This is a genomic window from uncultured Succinivibrio sp. (assembly GCF_902756765.1).
In the GTDB taxonomy this organism is placed as follows: domain Bacteria; phylum Pseudomonadota; class Gammaproteobacteria; order Enterobacterales; family Succinivibrionaceae; genus Succinivibrio.
In genome coordinates, this window is sequence record NZ_CACVSS010000021.1 from 17,215 (window position 1) to 30,338 (window position 13,124).

General features: G+C 42.9%; 13 protein-coding genes. 7 read left to right on the plus strand and 6 right to left on the minus strand.

The annotated features are described in order from the left end of the window. Positions 1–57 precede the first annotated feature (57 nt). Together QZU45_RS04500 and QZU45_RS04505 are read left to right on the plus strand one after the other, a co-directional pair. On the plus strand, positions 58–1,926 hold the full coding sequence (locus QZU45_RS04500; RefSeq protein WP_295352146.1) for an MFS transporter: 1,869 nt from the start codon (positions 58–60) through the stop codon (positions 1,924–1,926). 83 nt (positions 1,927–2,009) lie between these two features. Next, entirely contained in the window at positions 2,010–2,771 is a 762-nt protein-coding gene (locus tag QZU45_RS04505) for a substrate-binding domain-containing protein (RefSeq protein ID WP_295352149.1), read from the plus strand. Here the strand turns inward: QZU45_RS04505 and QZU45_RS04510 are convergent. From QZU45_RS04510 to QZU45_RS04530, 5 genes are read right to left on the minus strand one after another with little or no spacing between them, the layout of a single operon-like run. Continuing rightward, positions 2,768–3,532, minus strand: coding sequence for a class I SAM-dependent methyltransferase (locus QZU45_RS04510; RefSeq protein ID WP_295352152.1), 765 nt, complete (start codon positions 3,530–3,532; stop codon positions 2,768–2,770). The genes QZU45_RS04505 and QZU45_RS04510 overlap by 4 nt on opposite strands. Continuing rightward, on the minus strand, positions 3,526–4,341 hold the full coding sequence (gene aroE / locus QZU45_RS04515) for a shikimate dehydrogenase (protein ID WP_295352154.1): 816 nt from the start codon (positions 4,339–4,341) through the stop codon (positions 3,526–3,528). Before aroE ends, QZU45_RS04510 begins: the two co-directional genes overlap by 7 nt. A gap of 28 nt (positions 4,342–4,369) precedes the next feature. After that, on the minus strand, positions 4,370–4,975 hold the full coding sequence (locus QZU45_RS04520; RefSeq protein ID WP_295352156.1) for an L-threonylcarbamoyladenylate synthase: 606 nt from the start codon (positions 4,973–4,975) through the stop codon (positions 4,370–4,372). Continuing rightward, positions 4,975–5,484 (minus strand): 5-(carboxyamino)imidazole ribonucleotide mutase, encoded by a 510-nt coding sequence (gene purE, locus QZU45_RS04525; RefSeq protein WP_295352159.1) that lies wholly within the window; start codon positions 5,482–5,484, stop codon positions 4,975–4,977. The genes QZU45_RS04520 and purE overlap by 1 nt, the downstream gene beginning before the upstream one ends. Positions 5,485–5,525: 41 nt before the next feature. Continuing rightward, on the minus strand, positions 5,526–6,086 hold the full coding sequence (locus QZU45_RS04530) for a type I DNA topoisomerase (RefSeq protein WP_295000201.1): 561 nt from the start codon (positions 6,084–6,086) through the stop codon (positions 5,526–5,528). Positions 6,087–6,372: 286 nt separating this feature from the next. On the opposite strand from QZU45_RS04530, the gene def reads away from it, so the two are divergent. Genes def through QZU45_RS04555 form a run of 5 tightly spaced genes read left to right on the plus strand, consistent with a single transcriptional unit; the run spans position 6,373 to position 12,084 of the window. Further along, on the plus strand, positions 6,373–6,906 hold the full coding sequence (def, locus tag QZU45_RS04535; protein WP_206735580.1) for a peptide deformylase: 534 nt from the start codon (positions 6,373–6,375) through the stop codon (positions 6,904–6,906). Between the two features lie 9 nt (positions 6,907–6,915). Continuing rightward, positions 6,916–7,857: a methionyl-tRNA formyltransferase gene (gene fmt / locus QZU45_RS04540; protein WP_295352163.1), complete on the plus strand. Its 942-nt coding sequence runs from the start codon at positions 6,916–6,918 to the stop codon at positions 7,855–7,857. Then, positions 7,850–9,220, plus strand: coding sequence for a 16S rRNA (cytosine(967)-C(5))-methyltransferase RsmB (gene rsmB, locus QZU45_RS04545; RefSeq protein ID WP_295352166.1), 1,371 nt, complete (start codon positions 7,850–7,852; stop codon positions 9,218–9,220). Before fmt ends, rsmB begins: the two co-directional genes overlap by 8 nt. 6 nt (positions 9,221–9,226) lie before the next feature. Further along, positions 9,227–10,639, plus strand: a complete 1,413-nt coding sequence (gene trkA / locus QZU45_RS04550; protein WP_295352169.1) for a Trk system potassium transporter TrkA — start codon at positions 9,227–9,229, stop codon at positions 10,637–10,639. Further along, on the plus strand, positions 10,630–12,084 hold the full coding sequence (locus tag QZU45_RS04555) for a TrkH family potassium uptake protein (protein ID WP_295352171.1): 1,455 nt from the start codon (positions 10,630–10,632) through the stop codon (positions 12,082–12,084). The genes trkA and QZU45_RS04555 overlap by 10 nt, the downstream gene beginning before the upstream one ends. 105 nt (positions 12,085–12,189) lie before the next feature. Here QZU45_RS04555 and menA read toward each other — a convergent pair whose 3' ends face one another. Beyond that, positions 12,190–12,885 carry a 1,4-dihydroxy-2-naphthoate octaprenyltransferase gene (menA, locus tag QZU45_RS04560; protein ID WP_295352174.1) on the minus strand — a complete coding sequence of 232 codons (696 nt, stop codon included), beginning with the start codon at positions 12,883–12,885 and terminating at the stop codon, positions 12,190–12,192. Between the last annotated feature and the right edge of the window lie 239 nt (positions 12,886–13,124).

Genomic DNA, 13,124 nt, shown 5'->3' on the forward strand with positions numbered 1-13,124 from the left:
CTCTTTTTTAAGATCGAAGGCCAATATTTTTTTAACACACAATATCAATTCATTTTTATGAACAATCAGGTATCCTTGAAATGGGCACTTCCATACGCCATCGTTGGCTTTGCCAGAGATGCGATCTATATGTTCGTGCTATCCTTTTACTATCTATATCTGACAACAGTTCTGGATCTTTCATCCATATATATCATTCCAATCTTCCTGATTATTAAGCTCGTTGATGTTATTAAGGAGCCCTTTATCGGCATGCTTATTGATTTATGTGCCGATGTATTTAAATACAACAAGTTCAGAATGACCGTACTGGCAGGTGGTATCCTTAATTCCGCAGTCCTGCTCCAGATGTTTGATATTCCTTACATGCATCAGTCTGTACAGGTAATCTACGCCATCTTCATGTACCTGATGTGGGCTCTGACTTTTTCTCTCATAGATATTCCATCCTGGTCTATAACCTCAATTTTCGGTTCAGACCACAAAACCCGTGAGATTATCTGTGCCATTGTCAGAGCATCAGCTGTTGTTGGCTTCGTTCTGGTTATGCTTCTGGCATATTTCATTATTTACCAGGATCAGGGGGTACCGGATCATATTTATTCTCCCCTAAATGAGAATCTATTCAGAAGTGTTTCCTGGTATGTGGCAGGAATTACCTTCATAAGTGCAATACTGTTCTATGTATTCTTCGACATGGAAGAACCAAAGCGAAAGGTAGTCAGAGCAAAAGAGGCAGCATCAACCTTCTTTGGAAATGATCAGCTGATGATTATTTTCTTCCTGACACTGCTTCAGCAGACCTGTCTGTGTGTTTTTGTAGGTTATCAGAACTTCTTTGCCATCACCATTCATCACGTGCCATCCGATGACGAGATCTTTTTCTATATACAGGTTCCATGGCTGGTTGTAAGTCTGCTGACTTACTGCTCTTTCCACCATTTAGTTAAATACACCTCACGCAGACAGATTTTCATATTCTCTACTCTGCTGATTCTGCTTTCATTTCTGACTCTTTATGCAATACATACAACAGCCAGACTTACCATGGGATCACTGAGTTTCCTGATTTGTCTGCTCGCTCTGGGATTCTGTCTGTCTCAGGCCTCAACTACAGTTATGACTGCAGACTGTATTGATTATGGAGAATTCAAGTTTGGCTGCCGTTCTGAATGTATGAATTTCTCGGTTCAGATTGTATCCGCAAAATTCGGCTCTCTGGCAGCTATGATTTTCGCAACTCAGGGCTCGGCATACGCTTCACTTTTTACCTCAACAGGACTTGATGAGAATCTGCTCTTCAACTCTGTCAATATCTGTATGGTTGTGGTGTGTGTATGCACAATCGGCATGATGGTTATCTATACCCATTACTATAAACTTCACGGAAGTTTCTTTGAAAAAATCCTCAATGCAATCACCCACTTCGGAGCAAACAGAAACTCAGCGAAATCAAATCTGAACTCCGTTAGATATGCTCTTGATGAAAACAGCGTAATCTATAACCTTAAAGCACAGTCTTTAGATGAGATTATTCATGTACTGACCGACAGACTGTCCATGGTCAGAGCTATCAACTCAAAACATGATTTCCTAAAGGCAATAAAAGAGAAAATGGAACAGAATCCAGCAGGAATCGCACACGGAATTGCTATTCCCCATGCCAGAGGTTCTTTTGTTAACCGTTCTGCAGTAGCAGTAGCATCACTTTCAAGACCTATTAACTGCGGAGCTCTGGATAACAAGCCTTGTGATCTGTTCTTCCTGATTGCTGTTCCTGATGACGGAAAATCTCATATCAGCATTCTTGCAAACCTGTCACTAATCTTAAGTGAACCAGGATTTGCAGACAAATTAAGACGAGCAGGTTCAAGCGAGGAGATTACAAAGAGACTGATCCTGTGTGAAAAGAAACTCTTCAAATAAAAATCAGGATATTAGGCTAACTCTATGTTTTAAGCGGTAAAATAAATAACGCACTAATTCACAATTACAATTGAAAACTTTATATGCAAACTAGAATTATCAGACAAATCGGATTACTACTGCTTTCTGCAGTATTCACTTCAGTAAACGCCTCAGATGATATTCCTGAGATATGCGGAGTTCCTCAGGTTTACTCAGCAGTTGAAGGGATCAGAGAAGATTCTAAGATTACCTTTAACAGCTATTTCGGTACCATGCAGGATATTGAGTCACGTGCTATTTATTATCGAGGCAAATGCAACGTGATTATCACCAACGAAGAAAGATTACCTGCAAATCTAATCAAAGAAGGGAAAATTACCCAGAACAGTGTCGCAAGACTTGTTAAGGCCCCTCTGATCCTCTGGTCTAACAACAAGTTCCTGCTAAAGGATAACATTAACGTGATCATTAACAGGAAACTAAAATCACTGGCACTTCCAAAAGACAGTCTCACCACAGTCGGTTTTGCTGCAACTGAGGTAATAAAGAGAAAGGATTTTCCTACTGAATATCTTAAAAAGAATAATGCCATCTATCGTGCAGAGCACGAGTATCAGATTTTCTCACTGCTGAAAAACAACAATATTCAGACTGGTTTTATTACAAAACCTCTGATTATGAAGAACGGTCAGACTACCGGTTCTTACTGGTATGTTCCTCACGAATACTATTCACCTGTGTACTACTACATCATAAGTACAGACAGATCAGATAAAACCCAGGAACTGTATAACTATATCAGAGGAAACAAGCAGAATCTTGCTATGTTCTACAGCGCAGGTTTCGAGGCTCTTAACGACTAGTTTCCGCAGAAGTAGCAGTCAAAACGACAGGCCTTGCCGTCAACAAAGCTGCTTCTTCTGAGATTCAGTTCCAGCGGTGGTTCATTGGAAGGTCGTTTAACCACCAGATGATGCTTTGCCACCGTCAGAAGAAAATTAGCATACTCGGTGGTATCCTGATCAAAGCCAACAATCTCATGGAAAACTCTCATATCCTTTTTCACCAGAGCACTTTTGGTTCTCTGAGGAAACATAGGATCGTAGTAAATCACCTCCGGTTCAGGTAATTTCTCACCTCGACTTAGCTGCTCAGCCACAGAACCTAAAGAGGTCAGATGTGGAAGACCGTTTTTAAGAGAAGATAGAATGTCGGTATTATTCTCAGCATGAGTCATGGCAGATTTTAAAAGCAGCCAGATCACGGGATTACGTTCAAACATGTAAACCTGACAGCCAGCTGATTGCAGAATAATACTCTCACGGCCAAGACCTGCGGTGGCATCAAACACCAGAGGCTTTACAGTTTTACCAATTACTGCTCTGCACACAGCCTCCGAGTTTTTTCCGCTGTGAGACAGTCTCCAAAGAAGTTTGTCTCTGAAAAGATCAATCTCAAAGTCCTGAGGAGTAATTGAATCATCAGACAGTTCAAGCACGATCTTCTGTCCGACCTTCAGGAGAAGATCATTCTCAAAGCTCAGAGCATGACTTTCAATATAAGCCATTACAGCCTGAGCTGATTCTTTAAAGGGAGAATTATCTTCTATCTGAATCTTTAGCATGGGCGAAACTTTTTAATAGCGGTATCAAAATCAGGCTTTACACCTCTCCAGAGCTCAAAGCTCAGGATAGCCTGCCCTATCAGCATACCAAATCCGTCACTGACCTTTGGAACATTTAATGATAAAGCCTTTTGTGTAAAGGTTGTCTGTGCTGTCTTAGAATACATTAAATCATAAACAGCCTGAGCTTTCTCAATTATTTCATCCTTTACAGGAGGAAGTTCTCCGCTTAGGGAGGATGAAGAGGCATTGATAATCAGATCAAATGAACCATCAAGCTCCTCAAAACCACAGCCTTTGACCTTATAAGGATACAATGAGGCGAGAGATTGAGCCTTGGCTACGGTTCTGTTGGCAATTACAATCTCCTTTGGAGATTCATTAAGAATAGGCAGCAGAATTCCCTTGGCGGCTCCGCCTGCACCGATAATCAGGATTTTGGCATCTGTAAGAGGGCAGGAAAGTCTTTTTAAATCATAGACTAATCCGCGTCCATCAGTGTTATCACCGTAGATAGAACCATCTTCCATCACCTTCAGGGTATTCACTGCACCTGCAGCCTTAGCATAATCACTCAGACTGTCTGCAAGCTTATAGGCATCAAGCTTACATGGCACAGTAACATTACAGCCGCGGCCACCGTTTTTAAAAAAATCTCTTACAGTTTTCTCAAAGGTACCGGCTTCAACCAGGATCCTGCCATAGCACAGCTCCTGACCGGTCTTCTGAGCAAAAAACTCGTGCAGAAGAGGAGACATCGAATGTTCAATCGGATTTCCAAGAACAGCATATTTATCAGTATTACTCATCTTTGCACCTTATTGTCTTGTAAGAGAATTACGATATTTTCTTAAGTTTTTCTTCCCACATCGGTCCCTGTCTTATCAGGGTATGTGTTAATGTATTGTAGATAGAGGTTGAAGCTGAAAGCCCACCGCAAGGGAGGGTTAAAACCAGATCAACATTATCGGTTATGCGGGGATCAATGGATTCAAGATCGCAGGTGGCACTCTCCCCGGATATATTGGCACTGGTTGAGACTATAGGAGTCCTGGCCTTTGAGCAGATCTCTGCAAAAGGTCTGAAAGCAGAGATTCTTACACCGGCAGTGTGATCATCTCTTACCGCTGCATTCTTAAATTCGTCAATCACCGGAACCACAAAGGTATGAGGACCTGGCCACATTCCATCCATTAAAGCCATGGCTCTGTCGTCAACTCTCGATTCATCAAGGTATTCCCTGAGGTATTCAAGTGAGCTGTCAACAATGATTAGGCCCTTGGCTGAGCTTCTGTGTTTGATGGCAATAATTCTTTTTACTGCCGCCTCATTAAAAACAGAGCAGCTTATTCCGTATACACCTTCGGACGGACATACAATAACACCGCCCGAGGCAATAACTGAAGCTGCCTGTTCAATACTGTCAGTAAATATAGTAGACATTAGATATTTACAAGTTTTTCCTGAAGTTTCAGATCTTTCTTCATTACTTCTTCACTGGCTGCCTTTCTGTCAGCCTTAACCTTGGCATCAATCTCAGGATCGGTTAAAGCAAGGATCTGAGCTGCAAGATAAGCAGCGTTCTTTGCTCCGGCCTTGCCTACAGCTACTGTTGCAACAGGGATTCCGCCAGGCATCTGAACAGTTGAGTATAAAGCATCTATGCCGCTTAGAGGACCTCCGTCACAAGGAATACCGATTACAGGTCTTGTGGTTCTGGCGGCAATGGCACCGGCAAGATGAGCTGCTAAACCTGCAGCACCGATGAATACAGCACAGCCTCTCTTTTCTGCATCTGCAACATATGAGGATACAACATCAGGGGTACGGTGAGCTGATGCAACTCTGGCCTCATAGCGGATTCCAAAGCCCTTTAGAATGGCCATGGTATTCTCAAGTAGAGGTAAATCAGAATCAGAGCCCATAATAATTGATACAAAAGCGTTAGACATCAGTGAAATCTCCTAAAAAAACTCTGTGAATTGTATCACGCTTAAGAGTTAGGACGAATGATTATGTGCTTGCGTTTCTTTCTGCTCTCACATAGAGCATTTGCACAGACAAGCCCTATACCTCTTTTGAATTTCTTTTCAAACATCAGAGGAAAGGAGCAAACCTCACAGACGCGCTCTACTGGCTTGCCCGGAGTTGAAAATTTACAGTCCGGGAAATTACCGCATGCGTAGAAAACACGTCCGGAGCGTAATGTACGCTGGTGCAGTTCACTTTTTCTGCAGACCGGACAGGTAATCTTCACACTCTCCTGAGGATTATGCACATAGGTACACTCAGGATAGTTTGAACAGCCGATAAAGATACCGAAACGGCCTTTCTTGACTAATAGAGGTTCACCGCAGGATGGACAGGGAGCCCCAACCTCACCTAAAGTAATAACCGAGTGAGATACAGCTACAGGTTTTAGGAATGAACAGGACGGATAATCTGAGCAGCCCAGAAAATCACCGTGATTGGAATGTCTTAAAACCAGTTTCTGGCCGCATAAGGGACAGGCATCCCCTTCCTTTAAATGATCGTACTGAGAATAATCTTTCATGGCGCACATTTTACTACTTAATTTGACATGGATTATTTCTCGTAGCAAAAAAGTAAAATTTTTAAAGTTTGCGTCGAGATAACTCTCTAATACATAAGCTTTTTTCTGAAATGACGATTTCTTTTTGCAGGAGAATCCCGGAAAATGCGCAAAATAGACTTTTCAATGGTAAAATTAGCGCGACTGTTTTCTCTGAATATATTGTTTTGTTTACAAAAAAGAGAAGTTTTAAGTTTGGATTACTCCTTTACATATAAGGAGTGTTTGTCTACATAAAGGAATGACAATGGCTATTCGCGAAGTAATTACTTATCCAGATGATATCCTAAGAAAACCTTGCACAGAGGTCACAGAATTCAATGAGGAGCTCAAAACTCTTACCGATGATATGTTCGATACCATGTATGAGTTTGAGGGTATCGGTCTAGCTGGTCCTCAGGTCGGTGTAAACAAACGTATTGTAGTTATTGATATCCCTGAGGAGGATGGCTCACAGGGCAACAACAAACTGGTAATCATCAACCCTGTCATAAAGAAGCTTGAAGGTGAAAAGGTTGAGTCACAGGAAGGCTGTCTGAGTGTTCCAGGCTATCAGGATACCGTTGAAAGATTTGAAAGAGCCACGGTTGAATATCAGGATCTTCAGGGCAACCACTGCGTTTTTGAAAACGTGGACGGTCTGTTTGCAATCTGTCTGCAGCATGAGATTGATCATCTTGAAGGAAAGCTGTTCATTGATAAGCTTTCAAGACTGAAAAGAGATCGTCTGAAAAAGAAGTTTGAGAAACTGAAAAAAGAAAGAATGGCAGCAGCAGAGTAGCTAGAGAAAATGAATAAAAGAATTATTTTTGCAGGTACTCCTGACTTTGCCGCAGTTCATCTTCAGGAACTGCTAAAGGCAGGCATCAGACCGGTTGCTGTATATACCCAGCCAGACCGTCCTGCAGGTCGCGGTCACAAACTATGTCCTTCAGATGTTAAAAAGGTAGCACTTGAAGCAGGCATTGAAGTCTATACTCCGGTTAACTTCAAAAACGAGGAAGATATCCAGCAGTTTGAGGCCTTAAATGCGGATCTCTGCATTGTGGTTGCCTACGGCATTATTCTTCCACAGAGAATTCTTGATGCACCAAAGCTTGGCTGTATCAATGTTCACGGGTCCATTCTTCCAAAATACCGCGGCGCAGCTCCAATTCAGAGAGCTCTTTTAGACGGAGAGGAAGAAACCGGCGTTTCCATCATGAAGATCGGCCTTAAGCTGGATGCCGGTGATGTATTTAAGATTGCCACCACCAAAATCACTGATGAGGATACCTCAGGCACTCTGTTTGACCGTCTTGCAGCCTTAGGAGCTTCAACTCTTATCGACATTCTGCCTTCTATTCTTGACGGTACGGCAACTGCAACTCCTCAGGATGAGTCTAAGGTTACCTATGCAGCCAAGATTTCAAAAGAGGAAGCTTCTGTAAACTTCAATCAGGATGCAAAAGCTGTAAGCCGTCTTATCCGAGGCTTAAATCCTTGGCCGGTTGCAACCTCAACCCTGAATGATGTCAAATACAAACTCTTTGATACTGCTGTTGTAAACGAAGACAGCAGCCTTGAGCCTGGCAGTATTGTCAGTGTCGATAAAGAGGGAATCAATGTTGCCTGTGCCCACGGCCAGATCAAGCTTATAACCATTCAGGCTCCAGGAAAGGGTCCGGTTAAGGCTGCTGACATTGCAAGATCAAAGAAAGATGTTTTTAGTGTAGGAAATAGATTTGTCTGATATTCAAAGAAAAGGACCATACAAGTCACGTCCTTCTAATACAAAACGCAAACCTTCTTTTTCAAAGCCGGTAATTGCCTCAGGATCTCAGTCAAGAGCAGCTGCCGCTCTGTGTGTAAATGCAGTTGAGGAAGGTAATTCACTTAGTACCGCTCTGCCTATGTATACAAAGGATCTCGATGACAGAGACAGAGCCTTTGTACAGGAAATAGTCTACGGAACCCTGCGTCATAAAAGACTGCTGTCCACCACCGCCTCAGAGCTTCTGGACAGAGGAATCAACCAGAGATTCAATCAGGTAAGAACTCTGATAATCTGTGCGCTGTACCAGATTATCTTTACCCGTTCTCCTGCTCATGCGGTAGTTGCAGCAACCGTTGGAGCCTGTGATTTAATAAAGTGCAGGAAGTTCACCGGTGTTGTAAACGCAGTCTTAAGAAGATTCCTGCGAGAGGGAGCTCATCTGGTTCACAGTTCAGATCCATGTGTTGAGCACTCTTTCCCAAAATGGCTATTTGATGAGCTATCTTCTACCTACACTGAAGATGAGGTACTGGAGATCATGAAGAACTCCAATGTTCATCCTCCAATGTATCTGCGTGTAGAGAACTCAAAAATCTCCACCGAGGATTATTTAAAGTGCCTAGAGAAAAAAGAGATTGGGGCAAGTGCTGTTGAGCAGTGTCCTTCAGCTGTTCTTCTCGATGAGCCAGAACACGTCTCAAGACTTCCTTACTTTGAACAGGGCTATGTTGCCGTTCAGGATATATCTGCCCAGATGGCAGCACCGCTTTTAGACCTGAAAGACGGTATGAGAGTACTGGACACCTGTGCAGCTCCTGGAGGCAAATCTGCACATATCCTTGATTTGGCAAAGGATATTGATCTTATTTCCTGCGATATTGATGAGAAACGCCTTGAGGAAACCAGGCGCGGTCTATCCAGACTTAACAGAAATCCTGTCTTAAAACAGATAGATGCCTCAGAGTCTCTCAACGGCATTGAAGGAGAATTTGACCGAATTCTGGTGGATGCACCTTGTTCAGGAACAGGTGTCATCAGAAGACATCCCGACATTAAATGGCTCCGCAGACAGAAAGATATTGAAAAACTGGTACAGACCCAGGAGAAGATTCTGGATAATGCCTTTGCCAAACTTAAAAAGGGAGGCATCCTTGTCTATACCACCTGTTCTATTCTGAAACGAGAAAACATTGAGCAGGTTAGAAGTTTTTTAAACCGTCATACTGATGCAAGGCTTCTTCCATTTATAATGAATGGGAATGAAGTTGAGACTTATCAGAGACTTCCTGGTGAATTAAACGCTGACGGATTCTTCTACGCAAGATTTATTAAAGAATAACCATATATGAAGATCATTATTTTAGGTTCCGGTGATGTAAGTTTAGAGCTTGCAAAATACCTTGTTAATGCCGGTCATGCAGTGACCATTGCGGATACTGCATCAGACAAGCTGGCTGAGATTGCCAACCGTATTGATCTTCGTGTTGTGGTAGGCAATCCTGCATCTCCAGAAACGCTGCGTAAGGCAGGAGCAAAGAATACAGAACTGCTGGTGGCCACCACCTCTGACGATGAAACCAATATCACCGCCTGTTCAGTGGCTCACTTCCTGTTTAAAACCACCAGAACAATTGCCCGTCTGCGTGCTCATGACTATCTTGAGGAAAGAAATACTCTTTTCGGCAAGGATGGAATTCCAATCGATCATATCATTGCCACAGAGGACGAGGTCACCAAGATTATCAAGGCAAAGGTGGATTTCCCTGGAATTAATGCCTACGGAGCCTTCTGTAACGGTTCTCTTGTAGTTGTAAGTACCAAGGTTACAGCGGACGGTAAGCTCTGTGGAAAACTGGTTGCAGATTTCAATAAATTCGATGCAGCTGATGCTGTAGTAATGGCTATCTACAGAAAAGATGAAAAAGGCAGAGAAAAATACCTTTCCAAGATGGAAAACGAGGTTTTCGTTGAGGGCGATGAGGTTTTCTACTGCTGCATCAGAGAAAACATCAAGCATCATTTAAGAGCTTTCAGATCCCTGCCGGTTTCCAAAAGATATATAACTATTGCTGGCGGTACTCATATTGCCGATTACATGGCCAGAATTCTTTCTGAAAACTATCGCATCAAGCTCATTGAGGCAGATCCTCAGAGAGCAAAGCGTTCTGCAATTAATCTTCACAGTTCTTCTGTACAGGTTTTTAACGCAGATCCTACTGACATGGATTTCATTCTTGAGGAAAACCTTGACAAGACTGATCTATATATTGCAGCTACCCCTACAGATGAAACCAATATCATGTCTTCTCTGATTATGCGAAGAATGCATAACGTTGAGACTGCAGCAATTATCAAATCTGAAGGGTATCTCCAGCTGTCAGACAACGAGCGCAGTGAAATCGGAACCGTGATTCTGCCTAAGGAATCCATTATTTCCGCAATGCTTACCTCTATCAGACAGGAAGGTGTTGAGTCGGTAAGTCTTTTCAGACAGGGAAAAGCAGAGGCCATTGAGTTCATTCTGGAAGGCACCAAGTCCAGTTCAAAGATTATCGGCAAGAAAGCAGCTGATCTGAACCTGCCAAAGGGTGTTACACTTGGGCTTGTAAAACGTGACAGAAAGTTTGTGCGTATTGACGAGAATTTTGTGTTTGCACAGAAGGATCATGTAATTGCCTTCTTAGACGATCATACTCAGATGCGTAAGCTTGTTAAAATGTTCAGACCTGATTCATTCTGGATTCCATCGTGGTTGTAGATTTCAGACTGGTAGCAAAGCTACTTACTCCGGCCTTATTCGTATTCGGACTGATTACCTTCATTCCGGCGATATACGCACATATCAACGAGGCCAGAGGCGGCACTGCCTTTTACTTTACTGGCTGCATAAGTATCTTCATCAGCTTTATTTTCTATCTGATAGGCAAAAAAGCCGGGCAGTATCCATCCCTGCGAGTACTGTTCCTGTTTACAACCTCTCTATGGGTTATCGTTTCCCTGATTTCGGCAATTCCGTTTTACTATGATCTGCCTGACATCAATATCTACAAGGCGATCTACGAATCCTGCTCTGCGCTGTCGACAACTGGTTCAACGGTAATTACCAACCTTGATTCAAGACCTAATGCCATCCTGCTGTGGAGAGCAATTCTGCAGTATGTTGGAGGCGTCGGATTCGTGGCATTGGCAGTTATCATTCTTCCTATTTCAGCAATGGGTGGAATGAGTATTTTCAGAACCGAATCTAGCTCATTTGACGATTCTGCAAAATATACCCCTCACATTAAGATCATGGCTCTGTCACTTATCATCTGGTACATCGCCATCCTTGGACTGTGTACCTTCCTGTATGTGGTAGGCGGCTTTGATCTGTTCAGAGCGATAACGACTGCCATGAGTACAGTGGCAACTGGTGGTATGACTCCTACTGATATGTCCATGAACGGAACCACCCCGTTTATTCAGTACACTGCAATCATCTTCATGTTTATTTCAAGCTGTCCTTTCATGCTGATTCTCTCTTCGCTTGCAGGTAATTATCTGCAGTTCTTCAAAGATCAGCAGGTTCGTGGCTTTCTGATGATCAATCTGGTTATTGCCATAAGTGTTGCTGTATCACTGGTATTCAAAAATGATTACAGTATAGAAAAGGCCTTCAGAATCTCACTATTCAACGTTGTGGCTATTACCTCCACTACCGGTTTCGGTCTGGAGGATTTCACCCTGTGGAATCATTTTGCCTCCATGGCATTCCTCTTTATTCTGGCAATCGGAGGCTGCTCTGGTTCAACCTCTGGAGGTATCAAGACCTTCCGTCTACAGATATGCTTCTCAATGTACAAGACTCAGCTGTTAAAACTGATCCACCCACATATTGTCAGTGAACCAAGATTCAAAGGTAAGGTTATTGATCCTGGAACCCTGTCTGCAGTTATCACCTACATGGTGTCCTATATTGCCCTGCTTGCAGTTTCCTCAGTTATCGCCTCTATTCTTGGACTTGATCTTGGAGACTCGGTAACCGCAACCATCTCCTGTCTGTCAAACATTGGTCCTGCCATGGGTACAACCTTAAACCCATCCACCAACTTCAGCCAGATTTCAGATGCTCTGTGTCTGCTTTTCAGCTGTGACATGATTTTAGGACGTCTTGAGATTCTACCTGTACTGCTGTGCTTTACCAGAACCTTCTATAAGTTATAAAAAAGGCCGAGATTTTTGTCTCAGCCTTTCCTGTTTCCGTTTGTTCCAAGCAACTAGAGGATCCCTGCTCAGGGTTGATTCAAATCTCAATGTTGAAAACCAGATTTAGTAATAAAACCAGAAATCAATCACCAGAATGATAATCCAGGCTACATTGTGGATAGCAATACCGATTAAGCTGTACTTACGCTCTTTTGCAACCTTATTGCCGTCGTTGCAGTGAATGAAGGCTCTGTAGGTGGAAGCTAAAAGAGGAATTAAAGCTACAGCGAGAATAGAACACTCCCAGAGTTTGTGAGAAGTCAGACAGGCCCCAATTGACAGCATCGAAGAAACTACAAACATTACTGCAAGATAAAGGGCTGAGAGCCTATGGCCCAGTCTTGCCGCCACAGTTTTCTTGCCGGTAGTACGGTCCTCATCAATATCTCTCATGGCTGATATATGCAGAATCATTACCGAATGGATACCTATAGCACAGGCCAGATAAATGGAATCAGGGAAGATATCCACAGGCTGACCACTGGCTCCAAGAACCAGAAGCTGAGAACCGATTACTGCTGCAAGGCCAAAAAATATAAAGACGGCAATATCACCAAATCCCTTATAGCCATAGGCAAAACCGATGGTATAGAAGATTGCGGCCAGAATAGCCAGCACTCCAAGGAACACAAACCAGGATAAAGCCTGAAGATCGTGGCCCAGACACATATAAAGCGCAATCATTCCGCAGATGGTTGCAGCTACGGTAACTGTTCCCATGGCTTTTCTCAGCTGAGTCAGAGAGATGGGCATCACCATAATCATCTGCAAAGTTGCTAAGAATCTGCAACAGCACACCTGTTGCCAGAATAAACACTGCTGCAGCCACAGTATAGAGAGAAACCACACCGTAGTAGAAACCGAGAGCACAGCCCACTGCGCAATTGGTGAAGGACAAAAGAAGAGTTTTAATTCGTAATTCACTTAACCAGTCAGACATCATAAAAAACTCAGAAATAATAAGAATCAGTTATATAACCAGTAATCTACTGTAAGGA